We start from the raw sequence: 17,427 nt of genomic DNA, 5'->3' as shown, positions 1-17,427 counted from the left end.
TGGTTAAGGTTCTTCATCATCATCATCATCGCCACCTATATTAGGGGCTTTTATTTGAGCTATAAGATTTATAGTACTTCCTTTATCTAACTTATTACCTTCAGGTACATCTTGACTTATAATAAGACCTTTTCTATCTCCAGTAACAGTTATTCTAAATCCAAGTGAGTTAGCTGTTGCTTGTGCATCTTCAATGGTTCTTCCAATAAAATTAGGAACTTCAACCTTACCTTCATCTGGATCCTTATATTGATAATAATTAACACTTATCTTTTCATTTTCTTGTACTGAAGTTAATGCAGGTTCACTTTGGTTAAATATCTTTCCATCCCTACTTATATCATCAGTTATTACTGCAGTAGTAGACCCAAGTTTTAGATTTACTACGGCTAATACTTGTTCTGCTTCTTTTAGTGTTAATCCAATGAGGTCTGGTACTTGTGTCTTCTTTATCCTAGAACCTATGCTTATAACTATATCTACTGTATCACCTTTTTTAACCTTAGTCTTTGCTACTGGATTGGTACTTATTACTGCACCTTCTTCTATTTCTTCAGAATAGTCTTCTGTTATCTTTCCCACCTTAAGTCCTTGAGTAACTATATGGTCTTGGGCAACACTTTTACCCAGTTTCACAACATCTGGTACCTCAATCTCTCCTGGTCCTGTACTAATCCTTACTCTAACTTCACTTTCTTTTTTTACTGCAGTACCTTCCGATGGAAATACTGCAATTATAGTTCCAGCTGGCTTATCACTAGCTTCCTCTCCTAAGACTACATAAGTTAATCCTACTTTTTCTACAGCATCTTTGGCTTCATCTGCTGTAAGGCCAATTATCTTTGGAACCCTTAATTCGTCTTTTTTAACATTGCTGTTACCTTTGTTATATATACTAGTACCTACAAATACACCTAAAAGAATAGTTAATAAAAGAGCCCCTCCAACTATTAGTACCTTTTTCCAGGTGCTAGTTTTTCTCTTTTCGCCATCATAATCTTCATAATCCTCGTCTTCTTCCTCTTCTTCCTCTTCATCCATATCCTTATTGGCTAGTTTCTTACCAAGATTGCTAGCATACATAGTATTTTGAATTTGAGTTGCATCCATTACTGTAGTATAATCATTATCCATATTGGATGGTGTTACTATATACTTATTATTATTCTCTATTCTCATTAAATCTATTAACATATCTGTTACATTACTATATCTTTTTATAACTTCCTTCTGGGTAGCCTTAATTACCAAATTATTTAGACTATCTGGTACTTCTGGAACTAAAACCTTAGGAGGCACAATAGTATCTTGTATATGTTTAAGTGCAACCGCTACAGCACTTTCTCCATCAAAGGGAACTCTTCCTGTTAGCATTTCATATATCACAATTCCAAAAGAATAGATATCTGTTCTATTATCAACTATCTTTCCTTTGGCTTGCTCAGGAGAGAAGTAATGTGCAGAACCAATAACTTTATTAGTATGAGTTATTGTATCAGATGAAGTAGCTTTAGCTATTCCAAAATCTGTAACCTTAATTACACCTTCTTCATTTATTAATATATTGTGAGGTTTTATATCTCTATGGATAATTTTATTTTTATGAGCACATTCTAAAGCTTTAGCAATTTGTATTGAAATCTTTAAAGTTGAGTCCATGGAAAGAGGTGCATTTTCTCTTATGTATTCTTTTAAAGTTTTTCCATTCACTAATTCCATTACAATATAATTAATATTTCCTTCTGAACCCACATCATAAATATTAACTATATTACTATGGGAAAATGTTGCTGTAGCTAAAGCTTCTCTTCTAAATTTCTCCATAAATTCACTATTATTAGAGTACTCTGGCTTTAGTATTTTTATTGCTACAAATCTATTTAAAATTCTACATTTAGCCTTATATACTACTGCCATACCCCCTTCGCCAATCTTTTCTATGAGTTCATATCTATTTCCTAACATAGTTCCTATCATCTGCACTCCCACTCTCCTTTAAAAATGATGATAGAAATATTATCTCTTCCACCATTTTTCTTACTCATGTTTATTAGTTCCATACATTGATTGCCATTATAACCTTGTAAAACTCTAAAAATATCCTCCTCACTTACTTCATTAGTAAGTCCATCACTACAAAGAAGAATTTTGGAAACCCCTCTTATATCTAAACTGTAGTAATCTGCCGTCACTACTGGATTAGTTCCTAAAGCCCTTGTTATAACATTTTTATTAGGATGATTCTTAGCTTCCTCATTAGTTATTGTTCCATTATCTAATAGTTCTTGTACCAATGAATGATCTTTTGTAACCTTAACAAGCTGTCCATCCTTTAAAATATATCCTCTACTATCTCCTATGTTTACCATAGTTAAGTTATTTCCTCTAACAAAAGCTCCCACAAGAGTAGTTCCCATTCCATTACAACTTTCGTTTAACAAGCTTTCTCTATATATTTTTCTATTAGCACTTAGGATTGCCTCATTTAAAATTTCCTCTTCTGACCTATCCTTTTTATGATTAATTACATATTCAATAATGGTATCTATAGCAATCCTACTAGCAACTTCACCAGCATTATGCCCTCCCATACCATCGGCTATTACAAAAATACCGAAATCTTCTTCTTCATAGTAACCAACGGAATCTTCATTAAAAGTTCTTTTATTTCCAACATCCGTTTCTATTCCTAACAATCTCCCCATTAAAAACTACAACTCCCTTTTTTCTATATAACTTTTTCTCAGCTGACCACAAGCAGCATTTATGTCTAAACCCATTTCTTTTCTAACAGTAGTTTCAATCCCATGTTTCATTAAAATATCTCTAAAGCACTTAACTTGCTCTTCATTTGATTTTTTTAAATCATTTTCATCTATTTCATTTATTGGAATTAAATTTACATGACATAACATACCTCTTATTAATTTTACTAATTGTTCAGCTTGCTCTTTAGAGTCGTTTACCCCCTTTACTAATGCATATTCAAAGGTAATTCTTCGTCCCGTTTTATCAATATAATATTTACAGCTATCAATAAGCTCAGATATAGAATACACCTTAGCAATAGGCATAGTTTTCACACGCAACTCATCATTAGGAGCATGTAATGAAATTGCTAGTGTTATCTGTAAATCTAAATTTGCTAAGCTCTTTATCTTAGGCACAATTCCACATGTAGAAAGAGTTATATGACGTTGTCCTATATTAAGTCCATACTGAGAATTTACATCCTTAATAAATTTTACAACATTATCATAGTTATCTAATGGTTCTCCACTTCCCATAAGTACAATATTTGAGATTCTCTCCCCAAGTTGTTTTTGTGAAACCATAATCTGACCTAACATTTCTCCACTACTTAAACTTCTAACAGCTCCTCCAATGGTTGAAGCACAAAACTTACAACCCATATTACATCCTACCTGAGTTGATATGCATATAGAATTTCCATGATTATACTGCATAACTACTCCTTCAACTATATTACCATCATGTAAAAGAAATAAATGCTTGCGAGTATCACTATTTTTAGAACTATATGTTTCTACTATTCTAGGTATTCCTATAAAAAAATTTTTTTCTAATTTTTTCAAAGTATCTTTAGATATGTTAGTCATCTCTTTGAAGTCCCAAACTTCATTATAAATCCAAGAGAATACTTGTTTAGCTCTAAATTCTTTTTCACCATTTTCTTTCATCCATGATTTAAGTTCTTCTATATCTAAATCTAATATATTTTTCATTTCTACTCCTATTTATTTCTACGAATTTTTGCTATAAAAAATCCATCCATATATTCATTAGGCAACACTGTTACAGAACCCTTTTCGTCATAGACTAGATTTTCCACCTGTCCAAAGTTTAAAGGCTCTACACTAAAATCTTTAAAATTACTTAAAAACCAGTTTATATTCCCTTGATTTTCTGTTTTATTTATAGTACAAGTTGAATATAAAATTATTCCATCTGGTTTCACATATTTAGCTGCATTCTTCATTATTTCACGTTGAACTGTTATTAAAGATTTTAATTCTTTCTCTTTTTTTGTATATTTAATTTCTGGTTTTTTTCTTATTATTCCTAGGCCAGAGCAAGGTACATCTATAAGCACTCTATCTCCCACCTCAATTAAATCTTTGCATTCTTTAGTAGCATCTAATATATCTAATTCAATGTTTGTTAGTCCTAATCTTTCACTATTACTTCTTATAAGTTCTAGCTTATGATCATAAATATCAAAAGCCTTAACTATACCTGTATTATCCATTATTTCAGCTATATGAGTAGTTTTTCCTCCTGGAGCACTACATAAATCTAATACAGTCATATGCTCTTCTAAATCCATACTAGGTGCTACTAGCATAGCACTTTCATCTTGAACTGTAATAGCACCTTTCTTAAACAGTGGATTTTCCTCTACACTCTTTCCTCTTACGATTCTTATGGCTTCAGGACATATAGACCCCTCTTCTACGTTGTAAGCATTCTTTTCTAACTCATGAAAAACCTGTTCAAAATCTCCCTTTGTGGAGTTTACTCTAACTGTAACAGCAGGTCTTTTATTAAGCCCATCTAGTATCTTCTCTCCAACTACCTCTCCATATTGCTCAATAAATAATTTTACCATCCATTGAGGAAAAGAATATGAAAATGCTAAACTTTCATTAATGTTTTCTTTATTATAATAATCTTTATTCTTATTTCTTAAATAACTTCTTAATACGCCATTTACTAATTTGGAAGCTCCCACAGACACATTAGTCTTAGCTAAATTAACTCCCTCATTTACTGCTGCAAACTCAGGTATTTTATCTAAATATCTAAGCTGATATATACAAACCCTTAATAAATTTAAAATATATTTATCTGTTTTGTCAAATTTTTTTTCTAAAAAAGTCTTAAGTATTTTATCAATTGCGTACCTATATTTTATAGTACCATAAACAAGTTCTGTAGCTAATGCTTTATCTTTATCTCCAAGATTACATTGACTAAGGTTGTTGTTTAAAACAATATTAGAATAAGCCTTATTTTCAAAGACTTGCATTACTGTATTTATTGCTACTTCTCTAGCACCTATCATTCATATCATCCTATCTACGATTTCTAGTGTTATCCATTTTCCTACTAATCATTTCTATTTCTTATAGCAATGAGTCTTAAAAGCTGTGCAATAGCTGTAACTGCTGCTGCTACATAGGTTAATGCTGCTGCAGTCAAAACATTTTTAGCTCCCTTTACTTCATCTTCATAAAGTATATTCCTTGCACTTAATATGGCTACAGCTCTACTGGATGCATTAAACTCTACAGGCAGTGTAACTATCTGAAAAAGAACTGCTGCTGAGAATAATATAATACCAAAGTTAACTAATGGTGTAAAAGACATTACAATTCCAATAAAGAATAATATCCAAGAAGCTTGGGAGCCTATATTAGCAATTGGCACTAAAGCTGTTCTTATTTTAATTGGTGCATATCCTTCTTTATGTTGAATAGCATGACCTATCTCATGGGCAGCTACACCTATAGCTGCCAGGGATGTACCGTTGTATACATCTGTTGATAGTTTTACCACCTTTTTACTAGGGTCATAGTGATCTGTAAGGTGACCCCCTGTAACTAATACTGGAATATCAAAAAGTCCGTAGGCATCTAATATCATTCTAGCTACTTGACTTCCAGTATATCCATTTCTACTATATACTTGTGAATACTTTGCATAACTACTTTTTATTTTCATCTGAGCCCATATTGAAATGATAAGAGCTGGTATAAGAATAATCATTGTTCTGTCAAAAAAACTTCCATAATAATATCCCATATATATTTCTCCTTTTTCTTATTTAATTAATTTTTACTCTTCTTTTGAACTTTTTAATAATATATTTTCTTCAATAGAATTTCCTTTTATATATTCTTCTACTCTTAAAGGCTTTTTATTAGGAAATTGAACCTTAGTTATTAATATATTATTATCTTCAGTTGAAACCAACATTCCTTCTTTATCAACTTTTAAAATAGTCCCTGGAGTTTTAGAAGACTTCTCGTTAGTAAGCCTAGTTTCAATTACCTTCATAGGCTCATCTTTATAATAAGTATAAGCTATTGGAAAAGAGTAAAGTCCTCTTACAAAATTATGTATGTCTTTAGAACTTTGATTCCAATTAATCTTTGCCATCTCTTTATTCAGCATACTGGCATAACAACTTTTACTTTCTCCTTGCTTTATTGGAGTTATCCTGTCATTATAAAGACCTTCTATAGTTTCAATTAAAAGCTCAGCTCCACTGTTCATAAGTTTATCATGGAGCTCTGCAGTAGTCATATTTTCTGTAATCTCTACTTTGTTCTTTAACAACATATCTCCTGTATCTAAACCTATATCCATTAGCATGGTGGTATTTCCGCTTTCCTTTTCTCCCTTCATAATAGCATAATGAATTGGTGCTGCACCTCTATATTTAGGAAGTAGTGAACCATGAAGGTTTATACATCCATATTTAGGTATATCTAAGACTTCCTTAGATAGAATTTGACCAAAGGCTACAACTATTATGAAATCTAAATTCATATTTTTTAATTCTTCTATTAAACTTTTTTCATTTTTTAGTTTTTCTGGTTGATAGACCTTTATATTATGGTTAAGTGCTACCTGTTTTACTGGTGACATTGCCACAGATTTCCCTCTTCCTTTAGGTCTATCTGGCTGAGTAAGTACTGCCTTAACTCCATATTTTTCAATAATTGCTTCTAAGGATGGTACTGCAAAATCTGGTGTACCCATAAATACTATATTCATCTTCATACCTCCTATTTCACTGTCTTATCAGTATATAATATTCCATTTAAATGATCTATTTCATGACAAAGAGCCCTTGCTAGAAGATCCTCCCCCTGAATTTCAATAGAATTTCCATCTCTGTCTTCAGCTTTAACTTTTACATATTGGGGTCTTATAACATTTCCTTGTTTACCTGGTACACTTAGACATCCTTCTACATCCTTAACTTCACCATTAGCCTCAACAATCTCTGGATTAATAAGTATTATTGGTCCATCACCAATATCTATAACCACCACTCGCTTTAAAATACCTACTTGTGGTGCTGCAAGACCTACTCCATTAGATTCATACATAGTATCTAGCATATCATCAATTAATATTTGTGTTCTTTCATCAATATTTTTAACTACCTTACTAATCTTCCTTAATATTGGGTCTTCATTAATTCTTATATTTCTTAATGCCATAATCATTCTCCCTTACAGTAAATTATTTGGATTTATATCAATACCAATTCTTATATTTTTATAATTAATCTGTTCATAGACTAAATTTTTTATATCCATAGCATAATTATCATCAAAATCACCTTTAATTATAATTTGCCATCTATACAAACTTTTTATTTTAGAAACCCCACAAGGACATGGTCCTAATAACTCAATTTTATCACTTCTATAGTTTTTTATCCTTACTTTATCTGCTAAACTTTGTATACTTTTTATTAAATGTTCCTCATTTTCACTGCTTAAATTTATACACAAAATCTTAGAAAAAGGTGGATAATCCCTTAACTTTCTAATAATTATTTCTTCTTCATAAAAACTTTTATAATCATTTGCAGCAGCATAAACTATACTATAATTATTTGGATTATAAGTCTGAAGTATTACTTTTCCAGCCTTATTACCTCTACCTGCTCTCCCAGCTACTTGAGTAACTAATTGAAAGGTCTTTTCTGCAGCTCTATAGTCCGGTAGATTTAAAGATAAATCTGCAGCAATTATTCCAACTAGGGTTACTTCTTTAAAATCCAAGCCCTTAGCAATCATTTGAGTACCTATTAACACATTGTACCTTTTTGCAGAAAAGTCTTTATATATTTTTTCATAAGAATCTTTTCCCCTTGTAGTATCGAAATCCATTCTAAGAGGTTTACTATCTAAAAAGGTCTTTCTAACACTATGTTCTAATTGCTCTGTGCCTACGCCAAAATATTTCACATATTTACTTTTACATTTTGGACAAGTTTTTAATGCTCTTTGCTTTGCTCCACAATAGTGACAAGTTAAATTGTTATCATTATGATAGGTAAGAGAAATATCACAATTATCACACTTAAATACGTAACCACACTCTCTGCAAGATACAAAAGTAGAATATCCTCTTCTATTTAAAAACATTATGGCTTGCTCTTTTTTTTCTAAACATACTGTCATTTCTTCATAAAGTCTTCTACTAAACATAGACTTATTTCCTTCTTTTAGCTCTTCTCTCATATCAACTATCTCTATAGTTGGAAGATTAGCTCCATCGGCTCTGTGATTTAAAGTAATTATATCATATTCACCTTCCGTAGCCTTATAATAAGTCTCAATGGAGGGTGTAGCAGATCCTAACACCACTTTACATCCTTCAATTTCAGCTTTTAAACTAGCTATATCTCTTGCATGATATTTGGGGTCACTATCTGATTTATAACTAGTTTCATGTTCCTCATCTATAACAATAAGGCCTAAATTAGAAAAAGGAAGAAAAATTGCAGATCTAGCACCTATTGCTACTTTAACATTTCCCGTTTTTACTCTCATCCATTCATCAAATCTCTCACCTATAGATAACCTACTATGAAATATAGCAATATCTCTTCCAAACCTTCCCTTAAACCTTTCAACCATTTGAGGAGTTAAGGCAATTTCCGGAATTAATATTATAGAATCTTTATTTTTTTTAATCATCTCTTTTACTAGGTTCATATATATCTCAGTTTTTCCACTACCAGTTATACCATGAATAAGAAATTTATTACTACTACTTTGGGATAATATAGTATCAACACATCTTTGTTGAATTGAATTTAATATTTTTTCCTCATATTTTTTATATACATTTTCATTATACCTATTAACTATAGTTTTTTTAACATCTAAGAATCCATTCTTAATTAATGTATTAATCCTAGACAAAGAAAATTCAAACTCACCAGTAAGTTCTGTCTTATTATAAATTCCATTATGTTCTCCTATAAAACTCACAATATTTATATATCCTTCTTTACTATATTTTTCTGTTAATGGTCTACCAATAATTACACTATTTTTAGTTTTAAAGGTTGTTCCTTTAGTTATTCCACTGGGAATCATAACTTTTATACATTCTAAATAAGTACATAAATACTTCCTTCTCATTATTTCTATAAGACGTATATTATCCTCCGTAAGAAATTCCATACTGTCATCTATATCAACAATTTCTTTCAATTTAGTATTATCATCTATATCATAAAATATATCAACTATAAATCCATATATTTTCTTATTTCCATTTCCAAAGGGAACTGTAACCATTCTGCCTTTTTTTACTTTACCATATAAGCTTTCAGGCACCTTATATGTAAATATTTTATCTACTTTTACAGCTTCATTATTTACGATAATTCCTAAATACACTTTTAGTCCCCCTTCTAGAGGTGTCTACCTCCATTCTAAATTAACTATTAACCATATTTTCTTTTTTAAACCCATTAGATATATTATATAAATAAATAATAAAAAAAGCGACTTAGTCGCTCTTTTTATTTATTGTTTAAAATCATATTAAAAAGCTCATGTCCAACTAATCTTTTACTCATATTATCAAGAGATATTTCTTTCCCATCTCTATTTATAACAGTAACCCTATTAGTATCACTTCCAAAGCCTGCATTACTTTCAATTATATTATTAGCTACAATATAATCAAGATTTTTCTTTTTTAGCTTTATGTGAGCATTTTCTATTACATCGTTACTCTCAGCTGCAAATCCAACTAAGATTTGGTGTTTTTTTAGGGTTCCTAGTTCCTTTAGAATATCGTTATCTCTTTCTAGTTCTATATTTAAATTACCTGGTCCCTTTTTTATCTTCTTATCTGAATAAGTCTTAGGTTTATAATCACTTACTGCTGCAGATTTAACCACAATATCACTAGTATCAAATTCTGCTTTAACTGCATTTAACATTTCTTCATTGGTTTCTACTTTTATGATTTTAACTCCTAATGGTGCTTTTATACTGGTAGGACCACTGACAAGAACTACTTCTGCTCCCCTGTCTCTAGCCTCTTCAGCAATTGCATATCCCATCTTACCAGTAGATCTGTTAGTTAAAAACCTTACTGGATCTATATTAGCTCTAGTAGGTCCTGCTGTTACTAGCACTTTTTTACCTACTAAGTCCTTTGGTTCATGAAGATGTGATAAAATCATTTCTGCAATTTCTTCTGTGTCAGCAAGTTTTCCATCTCCTACATCTCCGCAAGCTAATCGCCCACTACTAGGATTTATAAACTCATACCCATAACTTTTCAATTTTTTAATATTTTCTTTAACTATGGGATTGTTATACATATTAGTATTCATGGCTGGTGCAAAGATTACCTTTGCATTAGTAGCCATAATAGTAGTTGATAACATATCATCAGCAATGCCATTTGCTACTTTACCTATAATGTTTGCTGTAGCTGGAACTACTACTAGTACATCCGCTTTTTTAGCTAAAGATATATGCTGAATTTCAAAAACCTTAGGTTCATCAAACATATTCTTTATTACTGCATTTTGACTTAATGATTGAAAACTTAATGGAGTAATAAACTCACAAGCTGACTTTGTCATAATAACGTCCACATTTATATCTTTCTTTTTCAATCTGCTTATAACATCTAGAGCCTTATAGACTGCAACTCCACCTGTTACTCCAATAACTACATTTTTCTTACTCATCTAAATTTGAGCCTTCTTCCGCTTCTTCATTTACTAGTTCAACTTCTTGAACCTTAGTAAACTTATCATCTGCGTCTCTAATTTCTATAATCCCTTGTTTAACTTCATTAATAGCAATAGTTAATGGCTTTGCACCTACGCCTTGTACTTTTGGCTCTTCACCGTCAATTATTTTTCTTGCTCTTCTTGAAGTAGATACTACTAATGAATATCTGTTATCCACTTTTTCTAATAATTCCACAATAGATGGATTAATCATTGAATTGCTCTTTGAATTACTCATATCTTTTAGAACCTCCCTAATAGCTCATCTTTAATTTTAAATACTCTACATTTTTCAGCGACTATTATACTTTCAATTTTTTTAACTGCATCTTCAACCTTATCATTTACAACGGCATAGTCATATTTAGATGCAAAGCTTATTTCATCATAAGCACATTCCATTCTAGTCTTTAATGACTCTGGAGTTTCGCTTCCTCTATTTGTTATTCTATTTCTAAGTTCTTCCATAGATGGAGGCATAATAAATATAAATATTCCTTTAGGATATGAAGATTTAATTTTTAATGCACCTTGTATATCTATTTCTAATATTACATCCTTACCTTCTTCTAACATCTTTAAAACCTCAGATTTAGGTGTACCATAAAAGTTACCATAAACCTCTGCATATTCCAGAAAATCTTCTTTATCAATCCTATTTAAAAACTCATCTCTCTCTATAAAGAAATAATTTACTCCTTCTACTTCACCTTCTCTTGGCTTACGCGTAGTGCAAGATGTAGAAATCCATATTGGACTTTTTTCAATTAGCGCCTTACATACAGTCCCTTTGCCTGCTCCTGATGGTCCAGATATAACTAATAATTGTCCTTTACTTCCCATATTAATCCTCTACCTCATCTATAGCATCATCACCTTTAGATGACAATCTATGTGCTACTGTTTCAGGCTGAACAGCAGATAGTATTACATGGTCACTATCAGTTATTATAACTGCTCTAGTTCTTCTACCATAGGTAGCATCTATTAGCATACCCCTATCTCTAGCTTCTTGAATTATTCTTTTTATAGGCGCTGATTCTGGACTAACAATAGCTACTAATCTATTTGCTGAAACAATATTTCCAAATCCAATATTTATAAGTTTTATACCCATGCCCTACCTCCTAAATTTATTCTATGTTTTGAACCTGTTCTCTAATCTTTTCTATATCACTTTTTATATCAAGTGCTATATTAGTTAATTCCAAATCGTTAACTTTAGACGCAATTGTATTTGCTTCTCTGTTCATTTCTTGAACAATGAAGTCTAGCTTTCTACCTATTGGCTCTCCTAGTTTAAAAGTTTTGATGACTTGCGCAACATGGCTTTTAAGTCTAACAATTTCTTCATCAACACAGGATTTATCAGCTTGAAGAACTACTTCCATAGCAATGCGATTTTCATCAATACTTTTTTCTGCTAAAATTTCTTCTACTTTCTTTAGAAGTCTTGCTCTATACTCTTCTGTAACTTCTGGCACCCTTCTATTAATTATATCAACATTACTTGAAATACATTCACATCTCTTTGTAATATCTATCAAAAGTTTTTCACCTTCTTGTTGCCTCATGGACACAAGATTGTGTACTGCCTCTTCTACTGCTGGTAATAATATCTTCCATGTTTTTTCTAAATCTTCTTCCTTTTGTTCTAATTTTAGAACTTCTGGAAAACGTGCTAAGGTTGTAGCAGAAATATCATCCCTTAAATCATACTTATCCCTTAAATTATGTAATACCTCCACATAATTTTCAGCTAAACTCTCATTTACCACTACAGACATATCCTCGTTAGCTCCTTGATTTTGAGTAATAAATATATCTACCTTTCCCCTTTTAATCTTGTCATTTACATATTTTCTTATACCATCTTCTAAAGATATTAAAGTTCTTGGCATTCTAGCATTAAGCTCAAAGTATCTGTGATTTACTGTCTTTATTTCCACAATAAAACTAGATGCTTCGCTCTCTGATGTACCTCTTCCAAATCCAGTCATGCTTTTTATCATATACAACGCACCCTTCTAGACCTTCTTAAATTCTTTATTTATTATACATAATGTATGTGGCTTATTTCAACCCATAAACAAAAGAATTTTAAAGAAAAATGAAATATTCTTTAGAAAACCTTAGAAAAACCATTATAATTTAAAATATTCACTCTATAAACAAGGGACATAAGCTTGTATTTTAAGCTTATGTCCCTTATTTATAAATTAGTTCAATAACATCACTGATATTAATAAATATATATTTAAAACTTTATTTAACCAAAGATTATTTTTAATAAGAATATTATTGCTAGAATATATACAACAAAAGATACTTGTTTTCTATCCTTAGCTTCCCTAGTTGTAATATTAGCTATTAGGTTTAATATAGCGTAAGATAACATTCCTATCATTAATCCATCTCCTATACTATATGTCATAGGCATTAATGCTATAGTAAGGAACGCTGGTACACCTTCAGTGAAATCAGAAAAATCTATATTTTTAACTGATTCTATCATGAAGAACCCTACAATAATTAAAGCTGGTGCTGTTGCACAACCTGGTATAGCAACAAATAATGGTGATAAGAACATAGCAAGTAAGAATAATATTCCTGTAACTACTGCTGAAAGACCTGTTCTAGCTCCTGATGCAACTCCAGCAGAACTCTCTACATAAGTTGTAACTGTAGATGTTCCTACAAGAGCTCCAAAAGTTGTCCCAATTGCATCTACTAGTAATGCCTTCCCTGCATTTTTAACTTTACCATCTTTATCTATCATTCCAATCTTTGACGCTACTCCAACTAAAGTTCCAGCTGTATCAAAGAAGTCTATAAATAAAAATACAAATACAACTGAAATAAATTCTGATATAGTTCCCGCATTAGTGAATACTGAGAAATCTAATTTACCCGCAATAGGTGCTATAGATTCAAACTTTAAGATACCTTTTGGTAAATATATTCCTGCAGCTGTAGCAGCTTCTGGTGATAAAGCAGCATATATCCATGCAGCTATAGCACTAGCGGCCATTCCCCAAAGTATTGCACCTTTTACATTTTTTTTAGATAAAATTACAATAACCATTACACCTAATATTGTAATTAACGCTGTTGGGCTTACTAAACTACCCATGGTTACCTTTGTAGCTTCGCTTCCAACTACTATTCCAGCATTACCAAAACCTATAAATGCTATAAATAATCCAATACCTGCAGTAACTGCATATTTTAAGTTAGTTGGTATACAGTTTACGATAGCTTCCCTAACCTTTGTTAATGATAATAAAATAAATATAATTCCTTCTACAAATACTGCTGTTAAAGCTATTTGCCAAGATATCCCCATTTCCATTACTACTGTATATGCAAAGAATGCATTAAGTCCCATGCCTGAAGCTAATCCTAATGGTAGATTGGCATAGATTCCCATTAAAATAGTAGTAACCCCAGCTGATAGGCAAGTTGCTGTAACAACTGCTCCTGGATTCATTCCAACACCAGGATCTCCTAATATGTTGGCATTAACGGCTATTATATATGCCATAGTTAAGAAAGTTATTAACCCACCAACAACTTCCCTCTTTACATCGGTACCATTTTCTTTTAACCTAAAAAATTTTTCCATAATACTTGTCCTCCTATTAATATGTATTATTGCAAAAAAATAGTCACTGGATAAGAATCCCAGTGACAGTTTTTTAACATAGGAATTCTCATAGTCGGATTTTATCGGTATCCGGTAGAAACATCTAATCCATCGCATTAGACCTATATGAAAATTAGTGATTATTTCTTTTTACAAGATTATAATATCAACTTTATATACCTATGTCAATGATTTTTACGTATATTAATTTTATTTTTATTTGTAATGTTCGTATATTAATAATGTCCTTTTTCAAACACTTCTCTTATTTCGTCTAAATTCCTTGTTTTTCCCAAGGCTAAAATCATCTTTATTCTAGCCTTTTGCCCTGGCATGCTATCCCCAAATATAACACCCATATTTCTTAATTGTTTTCCTCCGCCTTCATAACCATAACTATCTAGAACTCTCCCCTTATAACACCTGGAAACTATAACTACTGCCACACCTTTATTTATAGCCTTTTCTACAGAATTAGCCATTAACGGTGGAATATTGCCTCTCCCCATAGCTTCAATTACTAATCCCTTAGCACCTTGACTAACACAATAATCTATAAGTGTTCCATCCATTCCTGCACAGGACTTAATAAGCTGAACATTATTTTCTATTACATCAGTATTTATATATTCCTTTGTAGTGCTTCCTCTATAAAACCTTACTTCATTACTGTCAACAATACCTATTGGACCAAATTCTGGACTTTGAAACGTATTAAGGTGCATAGAGTGAGACTTTGTAACCTCACTAGCACAATTTAGTTCATTATTTAAACATACAATTACTCCACGATTTCTTGATTCTTTAGATGTAGCCGTACAAATTGATGCTGCTAAGTTAGCAGGTCCATCGTATCCTAGCTCAGAACTATTTCTCATGGAACCCGTAACTACTACTGGCTTTTCACTATTTATAGTTAGCTGTAAAAAATATGCTGTTTCCTCAAGAGTATCTGTTCCATGGGTAACTACTACTCCATCTACATCTTCTCTTTCTAAAAACTTCTTAACATAATTTGATAATTCCATCATTATATCTGGGGTCATATGAGGGCTTGGAAGGCTAGAAAATGTATATGATTCTACTTCTGCATAGGATTCAATACCTGTTACCATGGACATTATTTCTTCACCTGTTAAATTAGGCACCGCTGCTTTTATTTTTTCATCTACCTTCATAGATATAGTTCCACCATTAAATATTACTACAACTTTACTCATACTTTATGTACCTCCAAAATCTTTATTATTTACAATTCAAAATAAAAGTTCAATTACACTTAACTTGTTTATAATCAATTTTAATTATATCTCTTTATCAAGGGCATTGTAAATGTACCTTATCCATTATAATCATTCCAATGAAATCTTTTACATAATTAAATATATTACAATGGTGAGAATTATACAATAAAAAATATAGTTTTGAAATTAATATTAATTTCAAAACTATATTTTTGAATTTGAAGAAAACGTCTTAACATTCATTAGATAATTATGCAGATAAGTCCACCATTTCCCTCATTAATAATTTTCTGAAGGGTTTTTTGAAGTTTAATTTGCACATCTTCAGGCATTTTATAAAGTTTATTTTGAAGTCCTTCTTTAACTAATTCTTCTAAAGACTTTCCAAACATGTTACTTTGCCAAATTTGTGAAGGATCATTTTCAAACTGCTCTAAAATTGATTTGTAGAACTCTTCACTTTGTTTCTCACTACCCATTATTGGTTGAATTTCAGTTTCAATATCAGCTTTAATTAAATGTAATGATGGAGCTGAGGCTTTTAGTTTTACTCCATATTGATTACCCTTCTTAACAATTTCAGGCTCTTCTAGTTTCATTTCAGTAAGCTGTGGTGCAACTAATCCATAACCAGTCTCATTAACTTCTTTTAATGCCTCCTCAACCTTATCATATTCTATTTTAGCCTTGTAGAAACTCTCCATAATACTTAATAAATCATTTTCATTTTTTATATCAGTATTACAAATCTCTCCAAGGATCTTATAAAATAATTCATGTTTTGGATTAATATCAACACAGGAAGTACCTTCTCCCATATTCATTTCTTTAACTTTTATGTCTGATAAGAATTCAATTCCTTTAAAGGCATCAAGACATCTCTTAACATCTCTAACTTTATAGATATCTTTACACATGGCTTTTAGAATAGTCATTATGTTTACCTTTAACCAATGAGATGAATTTAAACTCTCCATCCACTGAGGCATGTCAATATTTATTTCTTTTACTGGGAACTCTCTTAGAACTGTATCAAATATTTCTGTAATCTCATTGTTTCCTATATTCATTACATCCATAACTTTTACAGGAACATCATACTTTTCTTCTAGTTCCCTTCCTAGGTCTTTACTCTCTTCAGAATTAGGATTTACAGTGTTAAGAACTATTATAAATGGCTTATTTATCTCTTTAAGCTCCTTTATAACTCTCTCCTCAGCATCTACATAATCCTCCCTATCTAAGCCTGTAATACTTCCGTCTGTAGTTACAACTATACCTATTGTAGAGTGATCTGTTATTACCTTCTTAGTTCCTATTTCTGCCGCTTGCTCAAATGGAATTTCATAATCATGCCATGGAGTAGAAACCATTTTAGGTGCATCAGCCTCTGTATAGCCTAATGCATTCTTTACTATATATCCAACACAGTCAACCATTCTAACTTTAAATTTTACTCCGTCCTCAAACTGAATTTCTACAGCCTCATTAGGAACAAATTTAGGTTCTGTAGTGTGAATAGATTTTCCTGATCCACTCTGTGGCAATTCATCTTTTGCTCTGTCCTTCTTATGAGGATTTTCTATGTTAGGTATAACCATTAGTTCCATGAACTTTTTAATAAAAGTAGATTTACCTGTTCTAACTGGCCCAACTACCCCCACATATATATCCCCTTGAGTTCTTTCTGCTATATCTTTATATATATCAAAATTTTCCAA

General features: G+C 31.3%; 15 protein-coding genes, 1 pseudogene and 1 riboswitch. All 16 genes and pseudogenes read right to left on the bottom strand.

Annotated features, from left to right (window positions below; genetic code table 11):
* Nucleotides 1-3 precede the first annotated feature (3 nt).
* Complete coding sequence (gene pknB / locus IO99_RS09330; RefSeq protein WP_051824032.1) at nt 4-1,977, bottom strand: Stk1 family PASTA domain-containing Ser/Thr kinase; 1,974 nt, start codon at nt 1,975-1,977, stop codon at nt 4-6.
* A complete protein-coding gene (locus IO99_RS09325) occupies nt 1,974-2,705 on the bottom strand; it encodes a Stp1/IreP family PP2C-type Ser/Thr phosphatase (protein WP_198028576.1) in 732 nt (243 codons plus the stop codon). Before IO99_RS09325 ends, pknB begins: the two co-directional genes overlap by 4 nt.
* 6 nt (nt 2,706-2,711) lie before the next feature.
* Nucleotides 2,712-3,746, bottom strand: a complete 1,035-nt coding sequence (rlmN, locus tag IO99_RS09320; protein WP_035132711.1) for a dual-specificity RNA methyltransferase RlmN — start codon at nt 3,744-3,746, stop codon at nt 2,712-2,714.
* An 8-nt stretch (nt 3,747-3,754) separates the two neighbouring features.
* Nucleotides 3,755-5,086 (bottom strand): 16S rRNA (cytosine(967)-C(5))-methyltransferase RsmB, encoded by a 1,332-nt coding sequence (rsmB, locus tag IO99_RS09315; RefSeq protein ID WP_035132710.1) that lies wholly within the window; start codon nt 5,084-5,086, stop codon nt 3,755-3,757.
* A 44-nt stretch (nt 5,087-5,130) separates the two neighbouring features.
* Nucleotides 5,131-5,826 (bottom strand): zinc metallopeptidase, encoded by a 696-nt coding sequence (locus IO99_RS09310; RefSeq protein WP_035132709.1) that lies wholly within the window; start codon nt 5,824-5,826, stop codon nt 5,131-5,133.
* A gap of 33 nt (nt 5,827-5,859) precedes the next feature.
* A complete protein-coding gene (gene fmt, locus IO99_RS09305; RefSeq protein ID WP_035132708.1) occupies nt 5,860-6,804 on the bottom strand; it encodes a methionyl-tRNA formyltransferase in 945 nt (314 codons plus the stop codon).
* An 11-nt stretch (nt 6,805-6,815) separates the two neighbouring features.
* Nucleotides 6,816-7,256: a peptide deformylase gene (gene def / locus IO99_RS09300; protein ID WP_035132707.1), complete on the bottom strand. Its 441-nt coding sequence runs from the start codon at nt 7,254-7,256 to the stop codon at nt 6,816-6,818.
* 12 nt (nt 7,257-7,268) lie between these two features.
* On the bottom strand, nt 7,269-9,458 hold the full coding sequence (gene priA / locus IO99_RS09295; RefSeq protein ID WP_035132706.1) for a primosomal protein N': 2,190 nt from the start codon (nt 9,456-9,458) through the stop codon (nt 7,269-7,271).
* Nucleotides 9,459-9,583: 125 nt separating this feature from the next.
* Complete coding sequence (gene coaBC / locus IO99_RS09290) at nt 9,584-10,771, bottom strand: bifunctional phosphopantothenoylcysteine decarboxylase/phosphopantothenate--cysteine ligase CoaBC (RefSeq protein WP_035132705.1); 1,188 nt, start codon at nt 10,769-10,771, stop codon at nt 9,584-9,586.
* Between the two features lie 61 nt (nt 10,772-10,832).
* Nucleotides 10,833-11,054: pseudogene (gene rpoZ / locus IO99_RS09285) on the bottom strand (DNA-directed RNA polymerase subunit omega); the annotation flags it as partial.
* Between the two features lie 5 nt (nt 11,055-11,059).
* The gene (gmk, locus tag IO99_RS09280; protein WP_035132704.1) at nt 11,060-11,659 is read right to left on the bottom strand and encodes a guanylate kinase; all 600 of its coding nucleotides are present in this window, start codon (nt 11,657-11,659) and stop codon (nt 11,060-11,062) included.
* Nucleotide 11,660: 1 nt separating this feature from the next.
* A complete protein-coding gene (remA, locus tag IO99_RS09275; protein WP_035132703.1) occupies nt 11,661-11,933 on the bottom strand; it encodes an extracellular matrix/biofilm regulator RemA in 273 nt (90 codons plus the stop codon).
* Between the two features lie 16 nt (nt 11,934-11,949).
* Nucleotides 11,950-12,828, bottom strand: coding sequence for a YicC/YloC family endoribonuclease (locus IO99_RS09270; protein ID WP_035132701.1), 879 nt, complete (start codon nt 12,826-12,828; stop codon nt 11,950-11,952).
* 257 nt (nt 12,829-13,085) lie between these two features.
* Complete coding sequence (locus IO99_RS09265) at nt 13,086-14,441, bottom strand: NCS2 family permease (protein ID WP_035132699.1); 1,356 nt, start codon at nt 14,439-14,441, stop codon at nt 13,086-13,088.
* Between the two features lie 71 nt (nt 14,442-14,512).
* Nucleotides 14,513-14,612: riboswitch (purine riboswitch) on the bottom strand.
* An 86-nt stretch (nt 14,613-14,698) separates the two neighbouring features.
* A complete protein-coding gene (locus IO99_RS09260; protein ID WP_035132697.1) occupies nt 14,699-15,682 on the bottom strand; it encodes an asparaginase in 984 nt (327 codons plus the stop codon).
* A gap of 266 nt (nt 15,683-15,948) precedes the next feature.
* On the bottom strand, nt 15,949-17,427 hold the full coding sequence (gene spoIVA, locus IO99_RS09255) for a stage IV sporulation protein A (protein ID WP_035132695.1): 1,479 nt from the start codon (nt 17,425-17,427) through the stop codon (nt 15,949-15,951).

It is taken from the genome of Clostridium sulfidigenes, assembly GCF_000732635.1.
Classification (GTDB): domain Bacteria; phylum Bacillota; class Clostridia; order Clostridiales; family Clostridiaceae; genus Clostridium_J; species Clostridium_J sulfidigenes.
Note: the sequence above shows the minus strand (reverse complement) of the source record. Positions and strands in the feature narration are given on the sequence as shown.

Excerpts from the sequence above, each read along its gene's own strand:
- gmk (WP_035132704.1), bottom strand. The coding sequence starts at position 11,659 with ATGGGAAGTAAAGGACAATTATTAGTTATATCTGGACCATCAGGAGCA.
- rsmB (WP_035132710.1), bottom strand. The coding sequence starts at position 5,086 with ATGATAGGTGCTAGAGAAGTAGCAATAAATACAGTAATGCAAGTCTTT.
- IO99_RS09310 (WP_035132709.1), bottom strand. The coding sequence starts at position 5,826 with ATGGGATATTATTATGGAAGTTTTTTTGACAGAACAATGATTATTCTT.
- IO99_RS09260 (WP_035132697.1), bottom strand. The coding sequence starts at position 15,682 with ATGAGTAAAGTTGTAGTAATATTTAATGGTGGAACTATATCTATGAAG.
- fmt (WP_035132708.1), bottom strand. The coding sequence starts at position 6,804 with ATGAATATAGTATTTATGGGTACACCAGATTTTGCAGTACCATCCTTA.
- pknB (WP_051824032.1), bottom strand. The coding sequence starts at position 1,977 with ATGATAGGAACTATGTTAGGAAATAGATATGAACTCATAGAAAAGATT.
- def (WP_035132707.1), bottom strand. The coding sequence starts at position 7,256 with ATGGCATTAAGAAATATAAGAATTAATGAAGACCCAATATTAAGGAAG.
- coaBC (WP_035132705.1), bottom strand. The coding sequence starts at position 10,771 with ATGAGTAAGAAAAATGTAGTTATTGGAGTAACAGGTGGAGTTGCAGTC.
- IO99_RS09265 (WP_035132699.1), bottom strand. The coding sequence starts at position 14,441 with ATGGAAAAATTTTTTAGGTTAAAAGAAAATGGTACCGATGTAAAGAGG.
- remA (WP_035132703.1), bottom strand. The coding sequence starts at position 11,933 with ATGGGTATAAAACTTATAAATATTGGATTTGGAAATATTGTTTCAGCA.
- rlmN (WP_035132711.1), bottom strand. The coding sequence starts at position 3,746 with ATGAAAAATATATTAGATTTAGATATAGAAGAACTTAAATCATGGATG.
- IO99_RS09270 (WP_035132701.1), bottom strand. The coding sequence starts at position 12,828 with ATGATAAAAAGCATGACTGGATTTGGAAGAGGTACATCAGAGAGCGAA.
- IO99_RS09325 (WP_198028576.1), bottom strand. The coding sequence starts at position 2,705 with ATGGGGAGATTGTTAGGAATAGAAACGGATGTTGGAAATAAAAGAACT.